The 26,160-nt window shown below is 43.9% G+C and carries 20 protein-coding genes; 16 read left to right on the forward strand and 4 right to left on the reverse strand.

All coding sequences use genetic code 11. The annotated features are described in order from the left end of the window. The first annotated feature begins 38 nt into the window (after positions 1 to 38). The 4 genes from HNR77_RS02770 to HNR77_RS02785 all read left to right on the forward strand — a co-directional run bounded on the left by HNR77_RS02770 (position 39) and on the right by HNR77_RS02785 (position 6,822). Positions 39 to 1,232: an L-lactate MFS transporter gene (locus HNR77_RS02770; protein WP_260410258.1), complete on the forward strand. Its 1,194-nt coding sequence runs from the start codon at positions 39 to 41 to the stop codon at positions 1,230 to 1,232. Positions 1,233 to 1,565: 333 nt separating this feature from the next. After that, the gene (locus HNR77_RS02775; RefSeq protein WP_184180563.1) at positions 1,566 to 2,660 is read left to right on the forward strand and encodes a GtrA family protein; all 1,095 of its coding nucleotides are present in this window, start codon (positions 1,566 to 1,568) and stop codon (positions 2,658 to 2,660) included. Next, positions 2,660 to 4,951 carry a glycosyltransferase family 2 protein gene (locus HNR77_RS02780; protein WP_184180564.1) on the forward strand — a complete coding sequence of 764 codons (2,292 nt, stop codon included), beginning with the start codon at positions 2,660 to 2,662 and terminating at the stop codon, positions 4,949 to 4,951. Before HNR77_RS02775 ends, HNR77_RS02780 begins: the two co-directional genes overlap by 1 nt. An 11-nt stretch (positions 4,952 to 4,962) precedes the next feature. After that, a complete protein-coding gene (locus HNR77_RS02785; protein WP_184180566.1) occupies positions 4,963 to 6,822 on the forward strand; it encodes a hypothetical protein in 1,860 nt (619 codons plus the stop codon). A gap of 149 nt (positions 6,823 to 6,971) precedes the next feature. Here the strand turns inward: HNR77_RS02785 and HNR77_RS02790 are convergent, their stop codons facing one another. Then, positions 6,972 to 7,835 carry a hypothetical protein gene (locus HNR77_RS02790; RefSeq protein ID WP_184180568.1) on the reverse strand — a complete coding sequence of 288 codons (864 nt, stop codon included), beginning with the start codon at positions 7,833 to 7,835 and terminating at the stop codon, positions 6,972 to 6,974. Positions 7,836 to 7,996: 161 nt separating this feature from the next. Further along, positions 7,997 to 9,460, reverse strand: coding sequence for a hypothetical protein (locus HNR77_RS02795; protein WP_184180569.1), 1,464 nt, complete (start codon positions 9,458 to 9,460; stop codon positions 7,997 to 7,999). Between the two features lie 335 nt (positions 9,461 to 9,795). On the opposite strand from HNR77_RS02795, the gene HNR77_RS02800 reads away from it, so the two are divergent. Together HNR77_RS02800 and HNR77_RS02805 are read left to right on the forward strand one after the other, a co-directional pair. After that, complete coding sequence (locus HNR77_RS02800) at positions 9,796 to 10,341, forward strand: 50S ribosomal protein L25 (RefSeq protein ID WP_184180571.1); 546 nt, start codon at positions 9,796 to 9,798, stop codon at positions 10,339 to 10,341. A gap of 174 nt (positions 10,342 to 10,515) precedes the next feature. Continuing rightward, entirely contained in the window at positions 10,516 to 11,727 is a 1,212-nt protein-coding gene (locus HNR77_RS02805) for a sensor histidine kinase (protein ID WP_184180573.1), read from the forward strand. 137 nt (positions 11,728 to 11,864) lie between these two features. On the opposite strand, the gene HNR77_RS02810 is transcribed toward HNR77_RS02805, so the two are convergent. After that, positions 11,865 to 12,956: a GntR family transcriptional regulator gene (locus HNR77_RS02810; protein WP_184181251.1), complete on the reverse strand. Its 1,092-nt coding sequence runs from the start codon at positions 12,954 to 12,956 to the stop codon at positions 11,865 to 11,867. 442 nt (positions 12,957 to 13,398) lie between these two features. Between HNR77_RS02810 and HNR77_RS02815 the strand changes: the two genes are divergently transcribed. From HNR77_RS02815 to HNR77_RS02860, 10 genes are all read left to right on the forward strand, one after another. Further along, complete coding sequence (locus HNR77_RS02815) at positions 13,399 to 15,066, forward strand: xylulokinase (RefSeq protein WP_184181253.1); 1,668 nt, start codon at positions 13,399 to 13,401, stop codon at positions 15,064 to 15,066. A gap of 2 nt (positions 15,067 to 15,068) precedes the next feature. Further along, positions 15,069 to 15,764: an L-ribulose-5-phosphate 4-epimerase gene (locus HNR77_RS02820; protein ID WP_145405064.1), complete on the forward strand. Its 696-nt coding sequence runs from the start codon at positions 15,069 to 15,071 to the stop codon at positions 15,762 to 15,764. 274 nt (positions 15,765 to 16,038) lie between these two features. Then, the gene (gene araA, locus HNR77_RS02825; RefSeq protein ID WP_184180575.1) at positions 16,039 to 17,463 is read left to right on the forward strand and encodes an L-arabinose isomerase; all 1,425 of its coding nucleotides are present in this window, start codon (positions 16,039 to 16,041) and stop codon (positions 17,461 to 17,463) included. Between the two features lie 263 nt (positions 17,464 to 17,726). Continuing rightward, the gene (locus HNR77_RS02830) at positions 17,727 to 18,497 is read left to right on the forward strand and encodes an AAC(3) family N-acetyltransferase (protein ID WP_184180577.1); all 771 of its coding nucleotides are present in this window, start codon (positions 17,727 to 17,729) and stop codon (positions 18,495 to 18,497) included. A gap of 47 nt (positions 18,498 to 18,544) precedes the next feature. After that, a complete protein-coding gene (locus tag HNR77_RS02835) occupies positions 18,545 to 18,724 on the forward strand; it encodes a hypothetical protein (RefSeq protein WP_184180579.1) in 180 nt (59 codons plus the stop codon). Positions 18,725 to 19,079: 355 nt separating this feature from the next. Beyond that, the gene (locus tag HNR77_RS02840) at positions 19,080 to 20,780 is read left to right on the forward strand and encodes a histidine kinase N-terminal 7TM domain-containing diguanylate cyclase (protein WP_184180581.1); all 1,701 of its coding nucleotides are present in this window, start codon (positions 19,080 to 19,082) and stop codon (positions 20,778 to 20,780) included. 137 nt (positions 20,781 to 20,917) lie between these two features. Further along, the gene (locus tag HNR77_RS02845) at positions 20,918 to 23,041 is read left to right on the forward strand and encodes a sensor histidine kinase (protein ID WP_184180583.1); all 2,124 of its coding nucleotides are present in this window, start codon (positions 20,918 to 20,920) and stop codon (positions 23,039 to 23,041) included. 7 nt (positions 23,042 to 23,048) lie between these two features. Further along, positions 23,049 to 23,669 (forward strand): hypothetical protein, encoded by a 621-nt coding sequence (locus tag HNR77_RS02850; RefSeq protein ID WP_184180585.1) that lies wholly within the window; start codon positions 23,049 to 23,051, stop codon positions 23,667 to 23,669. Continuing rightward, on the forward strand, positions 23,659 to 24,318 hold the full coding sequence (locus tag HNR77_RS02855) for an HNH endonuclease (protein ID WP_184180587.1): 660 nt from the start codon (positions 23,659 to 23,661) through the stop codon (positions 24,316 to 24,318). Before HNR77_RS02850 ends, HNR77_RS02855 begins: the two co-directional genes overlap by 11 nt. Before the next feature lie 31 nt (positions 24,319 to 24,349). Next, positions 24,350 to 25,792, forward strand: a complete 1,443-nt coding sequence (locus HNR77_RS02860; RefSeq protein WP_184181255.1) for an Eco57I restriction-modification methylase domain-containing protein — start codon at positions 24,350 to 24,352, stop codon at positions 25,790 to 25,792. On the opposite strand, the gene HNR77_RS02865 is transcribed toward HNR77_RS02860, so the two are convergent. After that, complete coding sequence (locus tag HNR77_RS02865; RefSeq protein WP_184180589.1) at positions 25,789 to 26,124, reverse strand: helix-turn-helix domain-containing protein; 336 nt, start codon at positions 26,122 to 26,124, stop codon at positions 25,789 to 25,791. The genes HNR77_RS02860 and HNR77_RS02865 overlap by 4 nt on opposite strands. Between the last annotated feature and the right edge of the window lie 36 nt (positions 26,125 to 26,160).

A 26,160-nucleotide genomic window follows, 5' to 3' on the forward strand; every position in this document is an offset into this window, starting at 1 on the left:
CGACAGGAAGCCTCTCCATAATGCGGAGAGGTTTTTTGTTGTTGGACAAACACACTTTTTATGCCTTGTGCACGTCTATCCCTTACCAAAATCGCTTTGCTGCTCCAATGGCAGCTTATTTAAGTGGTCTTATCGGGCGTAACTTAACACCGGGGGATTTGGCAATTGTGTTCACCATTTGTAATTCAGTCGGGCCAATTACGATGATCTCGGGTGGATGGATTAATGACCGATTTGGGCCCAAAAAAGTCATTCTCGTTGGCGGAATTTTATTTGGGGGCGGTATGATTCTATCCGGCTTCGCAACGTCTGTAGGCTTTCTGGTATTTGCTTACGGAATCGTGCTTGGACTCGGAACAGGTATGATCTATGGCTGCACCATCAGCAATTCTATCAAGTTTTTCCCGGACAAACGTGGATTGGTTGGGGGCGTGACTACAGCTGCTTATGGTTTAAGCTCAGTCATCATTCCTCCGATTGCTAATATGCTTATCAGCAGTTCAGGTGTAACCTCGGCCTTCTTTATTATTGGAACTGCCTTTCTAATCATTATCTGTGTGGCCTCGTTCTTTATTGAGAAATGCCCGGCTGATTTTGTTCCAACAGGCTGGACACCAAAAACTGCTCATGTCAGCCAAGCGCTTAGAGAAGATAAGAACTGGAGAGGCATGTTGGCAAGCCCGATCTTCTACGTAATGATTTTGCTGCTCATTAGCGGGGCGTTTGCCGGACTGATGTGTGTCTCTCAAGCCTCGCCGATCGCACAGAAGATGGTGGGTTTATCGGCTGCAGCTGCAACAACCGTCGTTTCTGTTCTGGCGTTGTTTAATACAGGTGGACGGATTCTGGCAGGGTATGTCTCAGACAAAATTGGTCGCATCAATACGCTCGCCATTACGTCTCTGTTATCTGTAGCCGGGTTAATTCTGCTATATTTATCCGGAGAGAATAGTGTAGTCACATTTTATATGGGGATTTCTATCATTGGTTTAAGCTTTGGGGCACTCATGGGTGTATTCCCAAGGCTTTACCGCCGATCAGTTCGGGGCCAAAAACAACAGTGTGAATTACGGTATTATGTTTATCGGCTTTGCACTTGCTGGATACTTCGGACCATCGATTATGAGAAATGTATACAGTGCGGATGGCAGTTACCAGAGAGCTTTTGTTATTGCGGCCATCTGTGGACTGACCGGATTCATTCTTACATTTGTATACAAATGGGCTGTTAAACGTCGGGATGACAAGACAATTAAACATCCTAATGTGATGGCTTGATGGAGGACAGAAAACATACGTTGTACCCTGAAAATCCGAACCACCTGCTTAATTGACAGGTGGTTTTTTATGCTTGCGTCTCAAAGATTGATTTAATAGAACAGCATAGTCCTTTATGACTAGAATATATGTATAAAAATGCAATAACCTTTTTACCAGTAGATTACAAAATTGCTCGTTTACGCTCTACCTTTTCAGTGGTATACTCTCCTATATTCATAGAAGATAGCGATACAAAAATGTAGCAAATGTTGGATCAAAATATGGCGAATTGGGGCTAATTTTGGATGATTATAGCGGAAGAAAAGGACGAAACGATCATCTTTATTCCATCTCTGGAACCAGATGATAGACTTTTATCCTACGTACGTCAGTTGCAAAAATATGGTTTTACAAAATTGGTTATCGTGGATGACGGATCTGGGGAAAATTACAAGCACATCTTCGAAAATTTAGAACATATTGGATGCTCTCTCTTGTATCATGAAGAGAATCTGGGAAAGGGTGAGGCGCTCAAGACGGGTTTCCGTTATATTGCCCAGCACTACGGTGATGCTCACTATGTCGTTACGGCGGATTCCGATGGACAGCATGCTGCGGAGGATGTGTATCGCATTGCACAGGAAGCCAAACGACGTCCGAATGATCTACTGCTCGGTGTGCGGGATTTCAGTGCAGGCGATATTCCGCCCAAGTCGTTGTTTGGAAATCGGATGACTTCCTTTATTTTTGCCCTGCTGTATGGGAAGAAACTGTCCGATACTCAGACGGGACTTCGCGCCTTTGGCACAGGGCTGCTGTCCTTTATGCTGGACGTGCACGGCAAGCGGTTTGAATATGAGCTGCAAATGCTGATCTCCTGCATTCAGTCAGGTATCGCCATTCATACCGTACCCATTCAGGTCATCTATGAGAACGGTAACGCAGGCACGCATTTCAAAGCCATTCAGGATAGTGCACGGGTGATGGGAGTGCTGTTCTCGAATTTCTTTCGCTTCATCTCATCCTCAGTGGCCAGCTCGGTGGTCGATTTGGGCATTGCCTGGTTTCTGATTGATTCGCTGCGTCCGATGATGGGCGATCAGCATTATTTACGAATTCTGCTCGCTACCGTAATTGCACGTGTGATATCCATCGTTGTGAACTATGTACTGAACAGACATTTTGTGTTTCGCAAGGAAGACAGCAGGGGCAGCCTATGGCGCTATCTAACGCTGTGTGGTCTCATTATTATACTTTCGAGCACAGGTGTATATTTATTCCATACCCTATTCCAGGTTGACGAGAAAGCAGCGAAGTTTTTCTGTGATGCTCTTCTGTTCCTGTTAAGCTTTCAACTGCAGCGGAGGTGGGTATTTGCAGCAAGGAGGAAGCAGCTGTAGTGCAAAACGAGAAAAGGCAAAATGTTTTTTTCATCATTACGATGATTCTCATGACGATCTATCTGATCTGGCGTACATTCTTCACTCTCCCTTGGGGAGAAGGGGTGTTGAATGTTATTTTTGGCATGCTGCTCATTATTGCAGAGACGGTCACGGTAGGCACGACATTTGAATTATTTTTTCAAAAGATGCAGAAGAAACGGGCGCAGCTCGATTTCCCGGTCATCCCGGATGAATATTATCCGCATGTCGATGTGTTTATTGCCACACATAACGAACCTGTCGATCTTTTATATAAAACGGTGAATGCCTGCACCTTTATGGATTACCCGGACAAATCCAAGGTACACATTTACCTGTGTGATGATGGTGCCAGACCTGAAGTGGAGGAGCTGGCGAAGCAGTTTGGCGTAGGATATCTGGGGTTCCCTGGCAACAAGCATGCCAAATCGGGCAACCTGAATAATGCGCTGAGCAAGACGTCTTCTCCGCTGATTGCCACCTTTGATGCGGACATGATCCCGCAGCACACGTTTCTGATGAAAACCGTCCCTTATTTCCTGCTCTCCACGTTTATCGAAGAAAATGGAGAATGGCGGCTTCGGCGTGAGCACGAGATGGACCCAACCTTCAAGCTTGGACTGGTGCAGACACCGCAAAGCTTCTATAATCCGGACCTGTTCCAGTTTAATCTGTATGCGGAGCAGGGGATTCCGAATGAGCAGGATTTCTTCTCGCGTGAGGTTAACATTTTGCGCAATGCGTCCAATGCGGTAGCGTATACGGGCAGCAATACGGTGATCTCCCGGCAAGGCATGGTGGATATCGGAGGTTTCCCGCTGAATACGATCACGGAGGATTTTGAGACAAGCATACGTCTGCAGCAGGAAGGTTACATTACATACGCCACGCAGGAGGTGCAGGCTGCGGGTCAGACGACAACCACGATTCCGAGCATGATCAAGCAGCGCATTCGCTGGGCAAGGGGCATTATTCAAAGTTTGCAGAACACACGTGCACCGTTCTCCAGAAAGCTGCCTTTCTGGACGAGAGTAACGTATGTGAGTAGCTTTTTATATTGGTGGTCGTTTTTTAATCGGCTGATCTTTATTTTGTCTCCGATTTTGTTTGCGCTGTTTGATTTTCAAATCGTTAACACGACCTTCTGGCAGATTCTGATCTTCTGGCTGCCGTCCTATTTCTTCTACAGCCTGTCGATGCGTTATCTGTCCAGCAACATACGGAATCAGCGCTGGAGTCAGGTAATTGATACGATCTTCATGCCTTATCTCATTTGGCCAGTAATTTTGGAAACGGTCGGCATCCGTGAGCGGAAATTCAAGGTAACGAACAAAAGTCGTTCCACCGGACGCGAGTGGATTGTTTCGATGAAATATGCGCTGCCGCATATTTTTCTGCTCCTGTTGTCGATCGCGGCCATTATCCGGTATGTGAATGGCAAGTACGGTATCGCGTTATTTTTCAGCAGCATTATCATTTTCTGGCTCGTTCACAATATGATTGCGTTGCTCTATGCGCTGTTCTTCATGATTGGACGCCGGGCGTACAGGGAGAACGAACGTATTCGAGCACAAGAGAATGTAACGATCGGTTATCCGGACAGTACGCTGCGTTATGAGGGGAGAACCGTTGATCTATCGGAGAACGGCATTGCCTTCTATGTGCCTTACCCGATCTATTTACCGGAGCAGAAGACGATCTCTCTGGTCGTTAAATCGGAACGGTATGAGGCGAATCTCGATGCTGTGATCGTCTATGTCAAAGCAGATGGAGACGGCTGGCGTTATTCAGCAACGGTACGACCGATTAATGAGACGGACAATCGTCAGTATATGCAGCTGATCTACGATCGGAAGCACTCGCTGCCGGAGCAGATGAATCTGTGGGATACGGCATATGATGATATGCTGCGCAATGTGAAAAAACGGATTGTACGGCAGAAGTCAGATCAGCGGAAGATGCCGCGGCTTTCCCTTCAACTTCCCGTGACGTTCACAAACCATGCGAGCTGCACACTGCGCAGCTTTAACTATCGTTTCTTCTCTGCGACGGGTCTGCAAGGTAATATAGCAGAGGGGTCAGAGGTTACCTTTTATACGGACAGCAATATTGAAGTGATCTTGAAACATACGGGAAAAACAACGGCGAACAAACGTGAAGTGCTTCTCTCCGTAGAGAATATAGACGAGATCCTGGGGCGTGGATTGATTGATCAACTGCTGAGTGATTTGATTCGTCCACAAACCGAGCGGTTCACCAAAGAGGGTTAGGAGAGATAGACATGCTGTTTTTGCTTCAACTAGTGATGGGCATCTTACTCATCGTATCGATGGTCGGCTATATGCAGTTTGTCCGTAAAGTGATGTCCATCCGGTGGGAGTTCATTCCGATATTTGTGTTCTCGGCTATTGCCTGTATCGTCTATTTTGCCGGGTTGGCCGGGCAGCTGTTTACGGGCAGTATTGTTGTGCTGGTGGCGGGATTGCTGCTGTTCAGAGGCAGAGTGATTCGAGCCTTGTACCAGAACAAACGGGGGGAAGGGTCGTTATCCTTTTCGTTATTTCAGATGAGTTTTCTGGGCGGGATCTTCATCTTTCTGATCATCCTGTTTCACACCGAACTGACACACTACGATAATTTCTCACACTGGGCGATTGTCGTGAAGGATATGCTCAGCACCAATGCGTTTCCTACGCCGGATTCCGATCTGATTGAGTTTAAAAACTATCCGCTCGGCACCTCATCATTTATTTATTACATCTGCCGGTTTATGGGGCATACTCAACCGATCATGCTGCTGGCGCAGGGGCTGCTGATCTTCTCGTGTTTCTATGCGATGTTCGGGATCGTGTCGGAGAAAAAAAGATTTCTGCTGTATGCCTTTCTGGGGTTTGGCTTGTCTACCTTATCTTTTTTCAACCTGACGATTCGTATCACCAATTTGCTGGTTGATTTCCTGCTTCCGATCTATGCTTTGGCGATTATTTCGGCTGTATATCAGTATCGTCATGATATCATCCGTGCCTGTATCATCATTCTTCCGCTTGCAGGCATGTTGACGATCATCAAAAGCACCGGTATTATTTTTGCGGCTATCGGTCTGATGTTCCTCGTATATATGTGGCTCGCCCATAAGCAGCGCTTCAACTGGAAGGTGGGTCTTGCTGTACTGGGTACAATTGCCGGGTCACTGCTGCCCTATTTCAGCTGGAGCTGGCGCATGGCAACTGTATTCCACGGGGTGAACAATAAATTTGAAGGGGCCTCCGCAGCGCTTAAAGCAGGCAAAACGGCAGAGCAGAAGTGGGAGATTCTGGTGCTCTTCCTGAAATCCAGTGTAGATATCACGACCAGACCTGTGCTGGGGCTTGTTATCTTTCAGATCGCGGCAATTGCTGCCTCCATTGTGGCCTATGTGGTGTTGAAGAAGAAGTGGAATCTGTGGAAAGCACTAATTGCACTGGATGTGGTGGTTGTCCTGTATTATGTCGGTATTCTGGCGCTGTATCTGTTCTCCATGCCGCTGGATGAAGCGATCCGGCTGGCCGGGTTTGAACGTTACGCATCAAGTATTGTTGTGCTGTTTGCTGGCGGATTGGTGCTCTGTACCGCTGTTGACATCGAGCGTACGTTTCATTATCGCATCGGTGAGGTGCCCGATTATCAGGCATTCAAGTCAGTGCAGTCCAAAAGGCGCTACCAGCAGGGCATTATCGCCTGTACGGCACTCGCGGCTACTACGCTTTTGTCGGAATATAACGGTATGATCTCGATTACTAAAACATACGACAAAACGCTGCCCTACGAGGTCCATGCGGTGACGGGAGATCGATGGTATACGGGCGGCAAAGAAGATATGAGTCGATATCTGTTCTATGGTTCAGACCGCGATCAGCAGGTGACCAGCTATTACATGCAATATGTCGGCCGATATTTTCTGTACGCACCGAATGTTGACGGTATCGTGCTGTTCTATGAGGATAATATGGACAATCTGCTGAGTAATTACGATTACCTGGTGGTAGTTGAGACCGATCTTAACGCCAAATGGCTGCTGAAAAAACACTACGGCATTGATATGCAAAAAGGAATCTATAAAATTACCCGCTCCGGTGATCAGATTGTGCTGACATTGACGTGAGCGCAAGCTTCTATAGGGAGTTGTCATCGAATAGGGAATATGGGGGAAAATAAAATTTCTGTCTATGCCATGCAGCATGGCTAGAGGGAGTAATAAATAAAGGCGCACTCACGGATCGTGAGCAGCGCCTTTATTATGCTTTGCTTCTGCTAGGTCACATCTGCTTGTGACCCGAGCTTGCGAATAAATGCCTGTAAGTTGTCTGTCAGAAACGTGTTGTTTGTTGAATCCATCTGAGCGATAATATTCTGAACTGTATTGGCAAACGAGCTCAAGCCAGAAGTATCCACATGCTCAAATCTGTTCTGGGCAGGCAGGCTGCCTGAGGGCTGATTGGCTGCTTCATGATATTCCTTCAACCAATCCTGATTGGTTGAAGCCTTCTTCGCAAAATCGGTAAGAATGCGACTCCAGTCCTTCCCGTTTACTATGGCGTCCTGAAGTTTGTTATAAGTTTCGGGCTGGAACTTACGCATCATGTAATTGAGGTCAACATAGTCTCCTGGTGCACCTACAGGTCTTTGCGGCGGAGTGTCGTATTGGATTTGTTTGGTTTCGGGGTTGATCGTTCTTGTTGTGGAGATGGCCCCGATCTGACGAATCGTATCCATGAAAGCTGCTGCCTGATCGCCCTTCATGTATTTATCCGCTATGTATTTGGCTTGTGCAAGACCCAGTTCGAGTAAAGCGGATCGTTGGTCTTCTTCTGGAACATCGGTAATAAAATTGGACTGAATGATGCCGTATACCGCCTCTTTCACCTCTGGAGACTGATCCTGGAGGGATCGCTCAAGCGATTCATTGATCTGAACGGTGCCAAAGTAGCGCGCCGCATGATTCACGATATCAGACGAGGCCAGCTGTCTGGAAGCCGTGCTGATCTCTACGGTATCTGTGTCATGGGACAAGTCGAATTTCCCCGTGACCATGGTTGGTTGATCTGCGCGCGCTGTCGGTGGTTTGGATTGAGTGTATGCTTTGAGATCAAACAGAGTTGTATGTTGAACCTTCATTCATGAACACCCCTATTCGTAAAATGATTTTCGAAATTTCATGTCCACATCAACGTTGTCTCTTCTTGTTATCGGAATAATATTCCATAAATTGAATAGATATGGACAAAAATAAGCAACGGACGGTTTCTTCAACCGCTCGTTGCTCTTTTCGTTTCGATCTAACCGCCGTAGATACTGTATGCAAAGTGATAAACGATATCCGAATCATTGGCGCTTGGACGATCAGTGACCTTGGCGACTACAGCACAGAGATCATAATAATGTGTAAAGCTTATCGCTCCTGGCAAGTATTGACTGAGGCTTCCGGCAGAAGGCGGAAGAGATAAGGTTGCCGTGAACTGCCCGCTGCTGTTGGTCATTACCTTGGCGCTTCGATAGCGATTGTTACTGCTTTCGGACCAGGCATCATTGATCCAGATGACCTCGACTTCTGCATTGGCTACAGCGTAGTTATCGGAGGTTGCGGCAACACCGGTTACCGTGAAGCTGTTCCCTGTAATCCGGTAGTAACGGCCATAAGCGTAAGTCGGATAATCATTAGGCCCCCCGTTGGAGTTGTAGCCTGTGATGACCACTTTATCTGCACGTAATACAGGCTGCAGATGTAATGAATAGTTGTTATCTGAATAAGTATCGGTTGTATAGACCTTTAGATAATAAGTGCCTGTTCCGAGAGACACATTGCCGTTCACAACAGGCATCAGGGCCATGCGATTGTTGCTTAATGCACCATATAATTCTGCTTTGTATCCGTTTGTGGTAGAGGCCTGATCCAGCGTGATGCGCATAGCATCATAGTTTCTGCTTTCAGGAACGGTGATTTTGTACCAATCCTGATCAATCTCCGAATTAATGGAGCGGGTCGCGAGTGTAGAGCCGCCAACAGCAACCGTGAGCGGATAGGCATGCAGTGCATTCTCATCTGTCTCATAGGTATCATACGTTGAGCTTGTGGAGACGGTCAGAATAAACGGCTCGTTAATGCTGCCTCCAACCTTGCCATAGGCTTCGATCAAATAAGCCTTGGCGCTGGAGGTGCTGTTCTTCGTGCCTACATTTTCAGATAAAGTTCTGGCTCCATTCCCGTCATTAATCAGATACGTTCCATAGATGGAGTAATCAATCGGATTTGGATTCAAATTGCCGGTAGACATATCGAATTCATATAGATAAAGATCGTAATCGAGCTGTGCAGAAGCCGGATTGTCCATTTGAACTTGTAAAATATGTCCGGGTTGCACATAGACAGGATATAAGGTGGCGGAGGTTCCTTCCTCCTGTATGTAGCCAGTGTAAGTTGTGGTTTCTGCTGCCGCTGAAGTGCTCACCGATTGTGGCGCGGACAACAGTCCTTGCTCTTTTTGCATTTTGGAAGTGGCAGCTCTGTTATTCAGGTTGACGTCAGCTTTGAACTGGTGCTTCACCAACGGGGAAGAATCCAGTGCTGTGGGGGTCTGAGCCAGTTCGGTGATAATTTCCTTGTCCGGCTGAACCACCTGCTCTGTGATGCGTTCCTCCTGCGAACGATTTTCTTCAGTTTCATTGTTAGCTGAAGCGTTGAAGCCGAAGGCAAAGGTAAGAAACAGATTCAGGACGATGACCATGGAGAGTGTCTTTTTCAAAGTGTAAACTCCTCTCTTCTTATATTTTGCTACAATTCTATAATATACCATTTCTATCGGGTTGTTAAGTGAAGAAATCTTGTCCGTCATCTGGTCGTTGAATCGACAAAAACAGGTTTCTATGATAGGCTGTAGGCATCCCAAGGGCATTCTACTATTTCCAGTAGAGTGCCTTACTGTATATTATGGGATTTTTACATTTAATGTATTTTAAAAAACCAATCAGTGTAATGTGGAGGTGGTGATGCTATGTTTCTCTCTTTAGCCCCTTTAGGGGATCGGTGGTTGTTAAAAAGTATACTCAATATCATTGAAAACAGAGGAGCGAACATAGCATGACTACTTATATCCAGGCGGAGACCCGCATCAAATTAAAACCGTCCAGACTTCGGAATTTGCGTGATTCTGGCCGTCTGCCAGCCATTGTTTTTGGTAGAAACACAGCAAATGAGATGATCCACATTCCGTCAATTCAATTCCAGAAATGGTTGAAGCAAGGTGCATCCGGGTTCATTGAGCTGCAGTTTGAAGGAAAGCCTTCACTTACCGTGCTGCTGGAGGACCTCCAGCGTGATCCGGTTACGAAGGATTTGATTCACGTTGATTTTCAACAGGTACAGACCGATGAGGTGCTGCGCACGAAAATTCCTGTGAAGTTCAATGGAACACCAGCGGGTACGAAACAGGGCGGGGTTGTACAGATTCAGTTGGCTGCGATAGAGGTAGAGGCTTTGCCTCGTCATTTGCCAGCGTTGGTGGAGTTTGATATTAGCGGCATGGAGCTTGGGGAAACCCTTCATGTGCAGGATGCAACGTTCGCGCCAGAAGTTACGGTTATTTCGGAGGGCAATGAATCACTTCTCTCTGTGGTGAAGCCTTAATGGAATTTTAGTAAAAACAGATCTATACACAGGCTGCGTGGGCTGATCGTCCATGTGGCCTGTTTGTGTTGATCCATGATTTAAAATAAAATATTTCACATCCATGGAAGAGAATATAGGAAATAAGCTACAATACTATATATGTAATCATTCATGAACAAAGGTGGTGAATGCATGAAAGAATTGCACAGTCCAGTGAACCGCAAAACGTATTACATATCTATGTTTATGATGATCACGCTAATGGTAGCTGGTTTAGTCTTGTCAACGACAGAGCTTGAGGTGGTCACAACCAGCTATGTCATCCATCTATTATGCGTTGTAATTATACCTGTATGTTTAATCATATATCCCCGGTATGAGACGTTTGCTTTTCGATTGAGCATTATAATGCTGGGGTTTGTCTATTTTTATACACTTGCGTTAGCCTATCCTCAGACGTGGTCCACATACATTATGATCTGTCTGCTTCCGGCACTCGCTATATTGTTCTATGACTTCAAGCTGTTTTATATCTCTCTAGGTCTGAATGTGGTCTTGCTGTTAATCGTGACATTTTATATTCATAAGCAAGAAGGGACGTACGCTTATATACATACAGACTTGATTGGCAATCTCATTAACATTATAGCCAGTCAGCTGCTCCTGTTTCTAATTTTCTATCTGACTTTTGATCGTATACGGAAGCAGGAATTATATCTGGAACAGGTTCAACAATCGGAACGCCTCAAAATGGTTGCGCATCTGACCGCAGCGGTAGCTCATGAAATTCGGAATCCGGTTACGGTCGTAAGGGGGTTCCTGCAGCTGTACCGCGAAAACCCTGCGTTTGACACTTCAGATAGATCGAAGTTTGCGCTAATGATTGATGAACTGAATACGGTGGAGCAGGTTACCTCTCAATTTCTGTCCATTGCCAAACCTAATCGAGAGCTGCTGCAAGTGGAGAGGGTGGATGTACGAGAGGTGCTCGAAGGCGTGGCGAGTCTGCTGGGCTCGTATGCAACGTTATCGAACAAACATATCGATATTCAGGCCGGAGAGGACTGTGCGATTCTCATGAATGCGATTGAGTTCAAACAGGTCATCATTAACCTGATCAAGAACGCTCTTGAAGCCTCGGATACGGGAGCCGTAGTGCATGTAAACGCAAGACGTGTGAAGAAAACGGTGGAGATCCAAATTATAGATCAAGGCTGCGGCATGACAGAGGAAGAGGTCAAGGCTCTAGGCACACCGTTCTACTCGCTCAAAACGAACGGAACCGGACTTGGCCTGATGATCTGCTTCAACATTGTGCAGAAGGTTGGTGGCTCCATCAAGTATCAGAGTGAGAAGGGAGAGGGGACGACAGTCATTCTTACATTTCAGGCTGCAGATGGTTAATGGAAAGGAAGATAGGTCGTTTTAATGGAAGGGGGATAGATTAGTTGTGTATGCATTTGTAATGCAGCTAAGAGATTTCGCGCTACATACAAAGTATAGAGGCTGCCAATCGGCAGCCTTTTTTGTTATGGTGCAATTTACTCTACTTCCATTTCCTTCACCGTCTCACCCTCCACCAGTTCAGGCTGATAGTAGGTTCGGTTGGGCAGGTCCTTCTTGCCTTGCAGCTTGCGGATCACCCAATCGGCAGCGTCACTGCCCATCTGCTCCTGGGGGTGAGTGAGGGTGGTGAGCCGGATATTGGCGTTTTTGGCAATGTAGGAGTTGTCCTGACCAATGATCGACAGTTCTTCCGGGATTGAAATGCCAAGCTGCCGACAGGCATGCACCACCTCCAGCCCGACCTCATCGTTGTAACAGACAATCGCGGTGAGCGCATCCCGATTTTCCTGTAAATAGGCAGTCACATTCGCGGACAGATCAGGCTTCGATGCGGTATCAAACGAGAGCACATGCTCAGGGCTGAACCGCAGTTTTGCTTCGCCCAGTGCCTTAATGTACCCTTTCATTCGGTACTTGCCTTGCAGATCGTCCATTTTGGCAATGATGCCAATCTGGGTATGACCTTTGGAGACTAACTCCCGGGTCGCGAGATAACTGGACTGCACATCATCCAGACAGAAGAAGGGTACCTCGAGCTCCTCATAGAACGCATTAATCATCGCAAATGGCACATCCTGCTCCTTAAATGACAGGTAATACGCAATATTCGGGTTGTACAGATTGCTCTTCGTTGGTTCAACAATCAGACCATCCACACCGTAGGACAGCATCATTTCAAGTGCCTTTTTTTCTTGCGCGACATCGTTGTTTGTACTGGCGAGCAATAGAGAGTAGTTGTCCTCATTCAGACGACGCTCGATGCCGCGAATAATGGATGGGAAGATGTAATCCGAAATATAGGTGGTGATGACACCAATCGTCTTTTTGGAAGTGCTGCCGCCCGTCCGTGAGCGGTACTGATGACTGACATAGGTGCCCGATCCCTTTTCGCTGCGTAAAAACCCTTCGTTGGACAGCTCCAAAATGGCCTTCCGTACCGTCTGGCGGCTCACATTATAGCTGTCCTGCAATGCCGATTCCGTAGGAATCTGTTCACCAACGGTGTATGTGCCGGATAGAATATGGCTTTTTATATCATCAATAATGACTTGGTATTTAGGCTTCACAAGGTCCACTTCTTTCGTTGTAACTTCTATATATATTGAACTAAAAGAGTACGGCACAACCACTCCGATCACAGAACAATAGGGAGAGCCGCTGTATTCCTGAGTGCAACGATCAAGTTGTACGTACATATTCTAGCATGATTCGCTTTACTTGCAAGTAAAACCGTACATTTTACCAATAGATACGTACAACCAGAATGCACTTTGTCGGATTAGACCATACATAATTGCAGTGCGAATTTACGAAAATTCATTGATGTAACCATATATTTTATCATATCCATGTATTGTGAGTATAACTTGTATATTTCATTGACAAATGTACGTACAAAAAATATACTAAGGCTGTCAGAACAGGAAAGCGCATTCTTGGAATGCTGAAATAGAATATAGCCATGAACGTAAGTGGAGCTGCGCTGTGCGACAGTTTGCAGCTGATCAGATGCCATTCTTCGGACGTAAATGGCGACCAGAGAGGGGATATGCGGAAGTGACGAGTCGGGTGGATGTGAAAGAGGCGATCGCCAAGGGTGCGACCTCGCTTGGAATTGAGCTTGGATCAACGCGTATTAAAGCGGTCTTGATTGATGAGCATTTTGAAACGATTGCCTCGGGCAGTTATGAATGGGAGAACCAGCTGAAGGATGGGTACTGGACATACAATCAGGAGGATATCATCACTGGGCTGCAAACGGCTTATCGTGAGTTGAAGCAGGATGTGCAGCAGAAGTATGGTGCTTCGCTGACGACAGTAGGCTCCATTGGCTTCTCGGCGATGATGCACGGATATATTGCGCTGGATCAGGCAGGGGAGATGCTTGTACCCTTCCGCACATGGCGCAATTCAACGACGGGTGCGGCTGCACGCGAGCTGACAGAGCTGCTGCAGTTCAACATTCCGGAGCGTTGGAGCATTGCGCATCTGTATCAGGCGATTCTGAATGAAGAAGAGCATGTACCTCGTATCGATTACCTGACCACGCTGGCGGGTTATATCCACTGGCTGTTGACGGGCAACAAGGCCATCGGTATTGGGGATGCATCGGGTATGTTCCCGATTGATGAGACATCACATAGTTATCATCCAGCAATGATCAGACAGTTCGATGAGCATATTGCTGGCAAAGGTTATCCGTGGAAGGTCGAGGATTTGCTGCCTAAAGTGTATCTCGCAGGGGATCATGCAGGTTCACTCACCGAAGCTGGAGCGAGGCTGCTTGATCCGTCAGGAGAGCTGACAGCAGGAATACCACTGTGCGCACCTGAAGGGGATGCCGGAACGGGTATGGTTGCCACGAACAGTGTGCGGAAACGGACAGGCAATATCTCGGTGGGCACATCGGTATTTGCCATGATCGTACTGGAGAAGGAGCTGTCCAGCGTATATCCCGAGATTGATATGGTAACCACGCCGGATGGCAGCCCGGTCGGTATGGTGCATGCTAATAACTGCTCCAGTGATCTGAATGCGTGGATCGGATTGTTCCGCGAATTCGCACAGGCGATGGGCATGGAGGCCGATTCCGGCAAGCTGTTCAGCGTATTGTTTAACAAGGCACTTGAGGCCGACCCGGATGGGGGCGGATTGCTCAGCTACGGATACTACTCCGGCGAAAATATTACAGGACTGGAGCAGGGGCGTCCGTTGTTCGTCCGCTCCCCGGAAAGCAATTTTAACCTGGCGAATTTCATGCGTACACATCTGTTCAGTGCCTTCGGCGCGCTCAAGATCGGCATGGACATTCTGACTGAGAAGGAGCAGGTGGCGATCGACAGCATTCTGGCGCATGGTGGTCTGTTCAAGACCCCTGTGGTGGGACAGCGAATCGTGGCTGCCGCTATGAACGTTCCGGTATCTGTAATGTCTACCGCTGGAGAAGGCGGGGCATGGGGAATGGCTTTGCTCGCGTCGTACCTGAAAAATAAAGGTGAGCAAGAAACGTTGGACGTTTTCCTGGAGCAGAAGGTATTCAAGGATGTGGAAGGGGTCGAAGTGGCACCGGAAGCAGCTGATGTGAAGGGATTTGAAGCATTTATCGAACGCTACCGAAACGGACTTGCCATTGAGCACGCCGCTGTAGAGCATCTGGTAGAGAACGGAGGAAACTAAACATGTTAGAGCAATTGAAACAAGAGGTATACGAGGCTAATCTGGAGCTGCCCAAGCACGGACTGGTGAAATTCACTTGGGGCAATGTCAGCGCGATTGATCGGGAAAGCGGCCTGTTCGTCATTAAACCAAGCGGAGTCGATTATGACAAAATGAAAGCCAGCGACATGGTTGTCGTTGATCTCGACGGTAACGTGGTTGAAGGGGAGATGAGACCTTCCTCGGACACAGCAACCCACGCTGTATTATATAAACACTACAAGGAAATCGGCGGGATTGTGCACACGCACTCCACATGGGCAACCATCTGGGCACAGGCAGGTCTGGATGTGCCTGTTATGGGTACAACACATGCCGATACGTTCTACGGAGCAGTGCCTTGTGCCCGCTTCCTGACTCAGGACGAGATCGACCGTGGATACGAAGCCGAGACAGGACGCGTGATCATTGAAACCTTTGAACAGCGTGGACTGGATGTAATGGCGATTCCTGCTGTGTTGCTGCATGGTCATGCGCCATTTACATGGGGCAAGGATGCCAAGTCGGCCGTGGTGAACAGCGTCGTGCTGGAGGAAGTGTGCAAAATGAACCTGTACGCACGTCAGCTGAACAACTTTGCGAAAGAACTGCCGCAAGGCATTCTGGATAAACACTACCTGCGCAAACACGGCAAGGACGCGTACTACGGCCAGAAGTAATCTGATGTGTAGAGGTCGGGAAGCTGCACTTGCATTGTCCGGTGTAACTACCGTGCCCAACCCGAAGTTGTATAACCTTTTTACACCGTTAACGGAGAGTGCAGAACCAATCTGAAGAAGCAAAGCGTTCGCGTTTATCATCGGATTTTCCCCTTTAGAGGGGAATGTAGAGAAATCCGAGGATAACCAGCGATCGGAAGATGGTACAGCAATCGAAGTGACCCGGTGTAACGCAATTTATCCAACTATAATCTAACGAAATGAGGATGATTCCATGTCAGCAACAGCAGCAAAAGAGTTTTGGTTCGTTGTCGGTTCACAGCATTTGTATGGAGAAGAAGCACTTGGTGAAGTTAAAGCAAACGCGCAGAAAATTACAGATGCCCTCAATGCGAGTGGCGTACTGCCTTACCCGCTTGTATTGCAAGACCTGGCTGTAAGTGCAGACAAAATCACCAGCATTATGAAAGAAGTCAACTATCGTGACGAAGTAGCGGGTGTAATCACTTGGATGCACACCTTCTCACCAGCAAAAATGTGGATTCGCGGTACCAAATTGCTGCAGAAGCCGCTTCTTCACCTCGCTACGCAATATAACGAGAGTATTCCATGGGCGACAATTGATATGGACTTCATGAACCTGAACCAAGCAGCGCACGGTGACCGTGAGTATGGCTTCATTAATGCTCGTTTGAGAAAACAAAATAAAATCGTTGTAGGCTACTGGGAGCGTCCGGAAGTACAGCAGCAGGTTGCAGACTGGATGGACGTGGCGGTTGCCTACAACGAGAGCTTTAATATCAAAGTCGCTCGTTTTGGCGACAACATGCGTAACGTAGGCGTAACCGAAGGGGATAAAGTCGAAGCTCAAATCCAGTTTGGCTGGACGGTAGATTACTATGGCATTGGTGATCTTGTAGAGTACGTGAACGCTGTAACTGAACAAGAAATCGATGAACTGATTTCGCAATATGCAGAACTGTATGAATTCGATTATGGCACTAACAGCAAAGAAGCGTGGGAAGCCAGCGTACGTGTGCAAGCAAGCTATGAAATTGCGATCAAAAAGTTCCTCGATAACGGCGGTTACACAGCCTTCACAACCAACTTTGAAGACCTGCACGGCATGAAGCAGCTTCCGGGTCTTGCGGTACAACGCCTGATGGCGCAAGGCTACGGTTTCGCGGGTGAAGGGGACTGGAAAACAGCCGCACTGGATCGTTTGCTGAAAATTATGGCTCACAATGAAAACACAGGCTTCATGGAAGATTACACATATGAAATGGCAGCAGGTCAGGAAGCAATTCTGCAATCGCACATGCTTGAGGTTGACCCGACACTCGCCAGCACGAAACCAAGAATCATCGTGTCTCCACTCGGTATTGGCGATCGCGAAGACCCGGCTCGTCTCGTATTTGACGGTAAAGCCGGTGAGGGTGTCGTGGTATCCATGGCAGACTTCGGTACGCATTACAAATTGCTGATTAACGAAGTATCGGCTTTTGAACCAACGGTACCAGCACCAAATCTGCCAGTTGCACGTGTATTGTGGACAGTGAAGCCGAACTTCCAGGACGGCGTTAAAGCCTGGATCGAAAACGGCGGTGGACACCACACCGTTGTGTCCTTGAACCTGACCACAGATCAGATCATCACGTATGCGAAGCTGGTGAATCTGGAGTACGTTGTAATTAAATAGTTCTATCGAGAAGGAAATATGAACGGATAGAGTCATCATTTATTAACTCCATTTGAAGCATGACGGGTTAAATCAAGTTGTAATCCTTTTCTACCTGAAGTATGATCAGATTATAACAAGATGAAGCTTGCCAGTCATATACGACTATGGCGCGAGCAGCGACTTGCCTTATAAAAAATGCATATCCAGAGACCGAGAGATAATCTCGGTCCTTTGTTTTATTTTGCGGCGAATCGTTCTATTCTAAAGGGGGTTATTTCAACATGACACATACATATGAAAGTCTTACGGCTCAGCTGGAGGCGCTGGGCATAGATCGCCATGGCACATTACTGATGCATTCTTCCATGAAGAGCATGGGTGATGTGGAAGGCGGGGCAGATACCGTGCTGGATGCGCTGAGCGACTATATGAAGGACGGGCTGCTGGTGCTGCCCACACATACGTGGTCGACCATCAACAAAGACAACCCAATGTTCCACGTGGAAACTTCTTCCTGTTGTGTTGGCATTCTGCCGGAATTATTCCGTAAACGTGCTAACGTCGTCCGTTCCTGGCATCCAACTCACTCGGTAGCCGCTTTAGGCAAAGGTGCGCGGGCGTTCACACAGGACGATCATCTCTTCGATACGCCGTGTGCACGTGGTTCTGCATGGGGCAAGCTGCTCGATCGCAAAGCGTCGATTCTTCTGGTAGGCGTTGACCTGAAACGGAATACGTTTATCCATGGTATTGAGGAATGGGTCGATATTCCTGGCAGAATGACCGATGATCATGAGATGCTGTATACCGTTTTGCCAGATGGAACTAAAATTTCCGTACCTTCGCGCAGACATTGCGGTTTATCCTGGTCAGAGCATTTCTGGAAGGTGGATGAGGTTCTAGTTCAAGCAGGTGCGATGCACAAAGGCAGCTTCGGTGACGCGGTTGCGAGTGTATGTGATGCCGCCAGAACAACCGAGGTGCTTACGGAGATGTTGAGGGAAAACCCGGATCTGTTCTCGGACAATGAGCCACTGCCGGATGTGAAGTAGAAGTAACGCATCGGTATTCTTGTAAGAGAAGGGAGACCTGAATTTCTATGCAAAACAAACAGTCTCTTAATAAATGGGATGGAAACAATGGGGTGGCTGAGGCGAGACATGAACTTCAGCTTAGGTTAATCGTTGCGGAGAAACAGATTACTGCTAATGAATCTTTGATGGATCATGAGCAAGTCATGAACGGACTAAGAATAAAAATAAAAGCCGCACAGAAGTAAGAGAGAACGCTGGTTGTGAAGCTCCTTTTCAATAAAAAAGATTACGTATCCCGCTACGGACTAGACGCTCAGTTGAAGCTGGGCGTTTTTTGGCATAGAGCCTTCAAAATCCTTCATAATAGTGCAAAATAGATCGTGATTTCAATCAGAGGTTGGTCGGGCTTCCAGTGAATGGGCTACTCAGCGTATCAGGGGTGTGGTACGATATGGGTAATTTAACCATCGGAAAAATAGAAGCACAGCAGATTTGTCCCATATAGATAGTTGTTTATTGAAGTATCGACGTTTGGCAGCATGTCGAAATGATTCCTGATTAAACATGGAATGATTGTCGCATCCAAGAAGGAGAAGATTCGTGAACCCATTAGTGTGGTATGATCTTTCGTTATTCGTGCTATTGTTCGGTGTGGGCGTGTATGTGTTTGTTACGGCTAGAATTACCAACTTACATAAAGTTTATTTTTTGTTTCACGGTTTGATGATGATGTGGCCGTTCTGTCAGTTTGCGGTAACGTTAACCGATAATCCGAGCCTTCAGTTGTTTTATGTTTTGCTGGCGTTTGTCGCCGTCTCTCTGCTAGGCAGTGGTTGGCTGCTGTTGACGCTTTTTATTACGGGTTATGCAGAAAGGCTGAGCAATTCCAGGCTTGCTCTCCTGTTTGTGCCCGCTGTGATCGGAGCGATCGGGGTTGTGGCGAATCCGTGGCATGATTTTGTCATGCCGCTGGAGGGCGGGTATATTCAGCGTGCTTATGGCCCATGGTTCTGGGTTGTCATGTCTATTCTGGTGTCTTATTTCCTGACGTCGCTGGTGATTATGTTTCGGGCCGTATTCTCTTCCAAGACACCTTCGATGATTAAAAAACAGGTCAAGATCACCCTCTGGGGCATTTTCGTTCTGGCTATGTTTGCGACACTGGATGCAGTCCTTAATGTGCTGTTGAGCCGCTGGCTGCCGATTATTCCGGGCCTGACGTCTTTGGGAATTTTCTCGTCCAATCTGTTCTTTGTATATGTGATCAAAAGGTATAACGTCTTCGACCTTGTCTCTATCGCCCATGAGGACGTCATTAATACGATTCCGTATGGCATCCTGGTGCTTGATGAGAACGAAGTCATTGTTGAGGTGAACAAGGCCTCCAAGTCTTTTATCCAGCGGTATGTGGGCGATCTGTGGAATATGGAGGAATTTCTGGCCGGGGTGCATATTGAGGATCGGGTAGAAGCAGAGCTGTTTCTGAATGAATATCGGTTGAAAAAAAATATATTCTCCAAGATCGAAGTGGTCATGGAGCAGGGGAAGGCAGCTCGCCACTTCATCGTGCAATCGTCTCCGATTGTGGATGCTGCGCTGGTTCCGATCGGACATCTGCTAACGTTCCAGGATGTGTCTCAGGAGCGATTCTATGCCAGAACGATGCACCGGCAGAACGAGACGCTGCAAGAACGGAATCAGGCGCTTGACCGGATTCGCCAGGAATTGTCCGAGGCTAATCGCAAGCTGGAGGAGCTGGTGCTCACCGACAGTCTGACAGAGTGTTACAACCGTCGCTACCTGACGCAGCATCTGAATCATGAAGTGCTCACCAACCTGCAATATAAAACGCCTTTTTCCTTGATGCTGCTGGATATCGACCATTTCAAGGCGATCAATGATCATTATGGTCATGTGATTGGAGATGAAGTGCTCGTACGTACCGCAGAAGCAGTCCGTGGTTCTGTACGCAGTACGGATATTCTCACCCGCTATGGTGGAGAGGAATTCATGATCTACCTGCCGCATACCGAGCATGACCTTGCGATTGAGATTGCGGAGCGTGTAAGGCAGGCGGTGGAGTCCAACCGTATGGCGGTGAACCATGAGAGCGGCAGTGTATCCATTACGATCAGCATCGGTATTTTGTCGATTGAGGATTTTGCGTATGAGCATGTGCCCGAGGATGGCGAGGGGTATTTGATCCAGCTCTTTGATGCGGTAGACAAGGCACTGTATCAGGCTAAGCAGAAGGGCCGTAACCGGGTGGAATTCGGGATGCTGGAGCGGGGTGTGGTGTGAGGGAACCCGTTAAAAATAAAAGGATTATTGAAGATGTATCTACTATGTTAAACTATAATCAAATTTTAAATCTGCACTAGAATTTATTTCACTATAAATACTTCTTTATAATTTAGAAAGGATAAGGGGTGGCTGATATGGAAGAAACTAAGTTTACGATTGAAGATAGAGAACTTGCTGAATTGTTGGGGAGGCAAAATTTTAGCAATAAAGAATCAGCTGTGTTTGAACTTATGAAAAATTGCTATGATGCGGGTTCAGCAGTTTGTGACATTTACATAAATTCTAATTTTATTAGGATTATTGATTATGGAGATGGTATGAATTACGAAGATGTACAAAATAAATGGTTACATGTGGGGAAAAGTACCAAGGGATATAAGCGTAAAGGTGAAGATAGGGTATTTACTGGCTCAAAAGGTGTAGGGAGATTTGCTTTAGCTAGACTTGGTAATAAGGCACGAGTCACTTCAAAAGTAGAGGGGGGAGTGGCAGTACTCTGGGAAACAAATTGGAATTATTCTAATTTAGCAACTACTAAAGTTGATTTCGAAAAAGGAACTACTATAGAAATTTTAGAATTAAGAGATAAATGGCGCGAGAATGATATAAATAATTTGGTGGATTTTTTTAAAAGAGCCTATAAGAGTAAGGAAATGTCTGTTACCGTATACTTTGAGGGCAAAGCTCATATTATAAAACCTATATTTGAAAATTTGAAAAAGGGAGAAAACTATTCAACTAAAATAAAATTAGAATATAACAACAAGCGAATGGAGCTAACAGTTGATATAGATTCTGACGAATTCAAGCAGGAAGTAGTCGAATTAATTAGTCCTATCTCCCCTAAGAAATATTTTAATAAATTTAATATGGAAGAGGAATTTGGGAGTAGTATAGAGGATGTTAAATTATATTTATCGGAAATAGGGAGTTTCTCAGCCGAATTATACTTTGCATTAGATAAGGTTCCAGTAGAATCCTTTGAAAAATACATGTACAAATATAACAACTTATCACATGATGGGACAGGAATAATATTAAATAGAAATAATTTTAGTATTTCATCTCTAGAAGGAAAAAAAGACTGGCTGGATATTGCTTCTAGAGCTTTAAAATCGCCAGCGGCTGCAACACATCGCACAGGGAGTTGGAGAATTAGAAAAAATCAAATTTTTGGGGAAGTGGTAATAGATAAAGAGGAAAATAAAAATTTAAAGGATATGGCTAACAGGCAAGGTTTAGAAGAAGATGAGTACTACGAAGTATTTAGATATATAATTTTATTTGGGATAAGTAAATTTGAAAGATATCGTCAAGATATTATTAGACAAATAGATGGAATACAGAATGAAGCAAAAAAAGATAAAGATGAAGAGAAAAAGAAACTAAGAGAATTCTTGAAAAAACCTTCAAGAGCAATAGGGATGTCTAATGAAGAGTTATCTCATTTAGCAGAGGAGATAAAGGATATTCAAAGAGAAGTAAAAGAGAAAGCCAAGGAACATAAGGAAAATGAACAACAATTCAAATATGATGTAAGAATTTTAAATGTTCTAGCCACTCAAGGGTTGAGAGCAAGTTCAATTTCCCACGAGTTGCACAACAAAAGAAATATACTCGAGTCTGGATACAAAGATGTTGTTAATGCACTTGAAGAATTTGGTTTTTGGGAGGAGTTGAATTCAGAAGAGTACACGCGAATTTCTTATAAAAATGTGCCTCTGACATTAAGTAATCTTGAAGAAGTAAATAAACGATTAATAGCCTTCTTGGATGTAATTTTGAATAAAATAGAAAAGGAGAAGTTCAACTCTAAAATCGACTCTATCGAAGGTGCTTTGAACACAATAGTTAAGACATGGATTAAAGAGTATGATTGGTTAACAATTAATGTGATTTCTAAAAATGAAGTTCAAAACAAGTATAAAATATCAAGTGATGTTTTGGATGTTATATTTGATAATTTAATATTAAATAGTATCCAACATAATGAAATGAAGGATAAACTCACTATAACGATAGAAGTGGATTCGTCAAATGGGTTCTTACAGTTCAAGTATAATGATAATGGGACAGGGTTAAATAAAAAATATATAAAAGATCCTAAAAGGATTCTTGAAGTACATGAGACTTCTAGAAGAGATGGACATGGTTTAGGGATGTGGATCGTCAATAACACGTTACATATGTATGGAGGAAACGTTATAGAAATCCGCAGTGATAATGGGTTTCATATTTATTTTAATTTAAAAGGATGATGAACATATGAAAAGGTGCATAACTATTTTCTACATTGATGATAGAATTGACCCTATATTGGCAAGGTATCTAAATGAATATTGTGATGAATACAATCAAATGAATTCTAGCGATTATAGTTTATATTATGATGAATATACATTTAAAAAAGAAGATACTTACAAGACTCTTTTGAATAACGATTCAATAAATAAGGCAAATATTATTGTTATTGATTCTAGATTGTTTGAAAATGAAAACTCTAATTTAAGTAAGTTTACTGGGGAACAATTCAAAGTGATTTTAAAACAGATTCTCCCTTTCATTAAAACGATAGTGATCAGTCAAAATTTTTCTGATGAAGATTCATTAACGGTTCAGAAGTACCAATCTCACTGGTCTGATATAAAATTCAAAGATCATTACAATGAAATTTTAGAACCTATTATAAAACAGAATATTACAGCTCTTATCGAAGAGTACAAAGTAATAGATCAGTTAGAAGAGGAAGAAGAGGTTGATTCTGTTCTTGTTGGTACAATACAGTCTACTATTTTAGGTCTAAGAGATACTGCGTTGTTTGAAAAAGATGATTTAGATGAACTTATTAAACTATTTAATGAGGTAAAAATTAGATATGAAGACTAATTTAATTAAAATCAAAGATTATAGAAACACATCTCTTAATGACTATGATTTCATTATAGGTGAAAGGAAAGTTGAGTTTTTAAAAAAACTTAGGTTAGAGCACCCTAGGGTAAGAAACATATATAGTCATATAAAGAATAGATCCAATAAATTTAATCTAACTTTTAGAGAACTATATTTTGAGAAATGTGCTTATTGTGGTTTAAGTACACAAGTAATTGATTCTTCGAGGTTTGAAGTAGATCATGTAATACCAATATCAGTTATACAGTTAAATCTGGGACACACAGCTGATAAATTGAATTCAATTGAGAATTTGGTTAGCAGTTGCCAGATGTGCAATAGAGCAAAAACAAATTTTTATTGTCAAGAAACAGATTTTATAATCTTACATCCAGATAATGAACATTTACGAGAGGTTTTTGAACGCACTGAAGAATATTCAATAACGATTAGCCCTAAATATAAAAATAATGAGGCGGTAAAAGATTTTTATGGAAAACTAAAGTTAGGGAGCCAATTGAAAAGGCTTGATTACCTATTGATGGAAATGAAAGATTTTTGTGATAAATATGAGGGGGACAGTATAATAGGTGAAGTTGAAAGGCTTATTTATAAAATTGAAAGCAAGCGAAGGAAGATTTATTGAATCTTCACTTTGGCATTGAACGGTGGGTATTATGAATAAAAGATGTCAAGTGTTTACTCCAAGTGTATACGTTGAAAAATTATTAGATACAATCGAATATTTCGGAGAAAATATTTTAAAAAAAACTATATTGGAAAACTCATGTGGAGATGGGAATATCCTGGCTGGTGTTGTTAAAAGATATATTGAAGCTGCATTGCACCAAAATTATTCCTTGAATGAAATAACTTTAGACTTAGAAAAGTATATTACAGGTTTTGAAATTGATCCTCAAGTTCTTGATGTATGTTTAAATAATTTAAATAGCATTACTGCAAAATATGGAATTGAAAAAGTCAATTGGAATATTCACAACATTGATTATCTTAAAGCGTCAATGGAGAAATTCGATTATATTGTTGGTAATCCCCCATATATTATGTACCAAAGGTTGGAAGAGGATGAAAGGGCTTATTTAAAACAAAACTTCACATCTTGCAATAAGGGGAAATTTGACTACTGCTATGCTTTTATTGAAAAGAGCATTCATTCACTTAGTTTGAATGGAAAGATGTCTTATATTATACCGAATAGTATATTTAAAAATGTATACGCAAAAGAGCTTAGAAACATAATGCTAAGTTCTTTAGAAGTTATATATGATTATAAAGAGAGTACCGTATTTGATAATGTATTAACTTCACCTGCAATCATTTTTATAAATAAAAACCAAAAGTCTCCTGCTTTGAATTACTTTGATATCGACAATCAGATATTTAAAGTAATAGATAAGTCATCGTTAGGAGACAAATGGTTGTTTAATTCTAATGAGAGTATTGAAAACAAGATAAGACAGCATAAATTTGGTGATTTTTTCAAAGTTTCTAACAGTGTAGCGACACTACTTAATTCTGCGTTTGTTATTAATCAAGATGATATCTTAACTCAAGGTAAAAATTATATTGAACTTGATGGTTATATAATTGAAAAAGGAATACTACGGCCCGCAGCAAGTTCTAGAGGCTATGCATTAAACCGTGAAGAGTATATCATATTTCCTTATTCATACTCTAACGAGGGGAAACTTATAAGATATGATGAGGAGGAATTTTCCTACAAGTATCCTGGAGCCTATGCTTATCTATTGAAAAACGAAAAAAAATTAAAAGAAAGAAAAATAGATAAGTCGGCAAAATGGTATGAATATGGTAGAAGTCAGGCCCTAGCTTATTTAAATCAGGATAAGTTAATAATGTCTTCAGTTATAACAAATAAGATTAAAGCCTATAGAGCAAATAAAGATACTATCCCCTATTCTGGTTTCTACATTACTTCAATTTCTAATAAGAGTTTATTTGAAGCCGAAGAAATTTTAAGATCAGAAGATTTTTATTCTTATATTTTTTTAAGGGGAATAAATGCTAATGGTAAGTCATTCAGAATATCAGTTCATGATATTTTAAATTATTCAATTGACAGTCCGGCTAACACCTAAAGTAAATTAAATATATCAGTATTTATTTTTTGTATAGTTTTAATCTGATCATTAGATAGATTTCCTAAACCAAAAATGAAGCTGTCAATGGCTTCTTGTTTTATGTTTGTTTCATTTTTCAATTCATTAGGTATAAGTTGAATAATGTCTACATCTAAGGCGTTAAGAACTTTTTCCAAGGTATCGATGGAGAAGTTTCTTTCGCCTCTTTCTAATGCCCCAATGTATCTATAATCTAAACCTGCGATATCAGCCAGCTTTTGTTGTGTAAGTCCCTTAGCGTTTCGCATAGCTCTAATTCGTGTGCCTATCATTTGGCGTAAAACTGACATTTGAATCACCTCTGTATTAAGCTTAGATAAGATGAG

The sequence above is a fragment of the Paenibacillus sp. JGP012 genome, assembly GCF_014203995.1.
Lineage (GTDB): Bacteria > Bacillota > Bacilli > Paenibacillales > Paenibacillaceae > Paenibacillus > Paenibacillus silvae.

Excerpts from the sequence above, each read along its gene's own strand:
- HNR77_RS02775 (WP_184180563.1), top strand. The coding sequence starts at position 1,566 with ATGATTATAGCGGAAGAAAAGGACGAAACGATCATCTTTATTCCATCT.
- HNR77_RS02785 (WP_184180566.1), top strand. The coding sequence starts at position 4,963 with ATGCTGTTTTTGCTTCAACTAGTGATGGGCATCTTACTCATCGTATCG.
- HNR77_RS02790 (WP_184180568.1), bottom strand. The coding sequence starts at position 7,835 with ATGAAGGTTCAACATACAACTCTGTTTGATCTCAAAGCATACACTCAA.
- HNR77_RS02800 (WP_184180571.1), top strand. The coding sequence starts at position 9,796 with ATGACTACTTATATCCAGGCGGAGACCCGCATCAAATTAAAACCGTCC.
- HNR77_RS02805 (WP_184180573.1), top strand. The coding sequence starts at position 10,516 with ATGAAAGAATTGCACAGTCCAGTGAACCGCAAAACGTATTACATATCT.
- HNR77_RS02815 (WP_184181253.1), top strand. The coding sequence starts at position 13,399 with ATGCCATTCTTCGGACGTAAATGGCGACCAGAGAGGGGATATGCGGAA.
- HNR77_RS02820 (WP_145405064.1), top strand. The coding sequence starts at position 15,069 with ATGTTAGAGCAATTGAAACAAGAGGTATACGAGGCTAATCTGGAGCTG.
- araA (WP_184180575.1), top strand. The coding sequence starts at position 16,039 with ATGTCAGCAACAGCAGCAAAAGAGTTTTGGTTCGTTGTCGGTTCACAG.
- HNR77_RS02830 (WP_184180577.1), top strand. The coding sequence starts at position 17,727 with ATGACACATACATATGAAAGTCTTACGGCTCAGCTGGAGGCGCTGGGC.
- HNR77_RS02835 (WP_184180579.1), top strand. The coding sequence starts at position 18,545 with ATGCAAAACAAACAGTCTCTTAATAAATGGGATGGAAACAATGGGGTG.
- HNR77_RS02845 (WP_184180583.1), top strand. The coding sequence starts at position 20,918 with ATGGAAGAAACTAAGTTTACGATTGAAGATAGAGAACTTGCTGAATTG.
- HNR77_RS02850 (WP_184180585.1), top strand. The coding sequence starts at position 23,049 with ATGAAAAGGTGCATAACTATTTTCTACATTGATGATAGAATTGACCCT.
- HNR77_RS02855 (WP_184180587.1), top strand. The coding sequence starts at position 23,659 with ATGAAGACTAATTTAATTAAAATCAAAGATTATAGAAACACATCTCTT.
- HNR77_RS02860 (WP_184181255.1), top strand. The coding sequence starts at position 24,350 with ATGAATAAAAGATGTCAAGTGTTTACTCCAAGTGTATACGTTGAAAAA.
- HNR77_RS02865 (WP_184180589.1), bottom strand. The coding sequence starts at position 26,124 with ATGTCAGTTTTACGCCAAATGATAGGCACACGAATTAGAGCTATGCGA.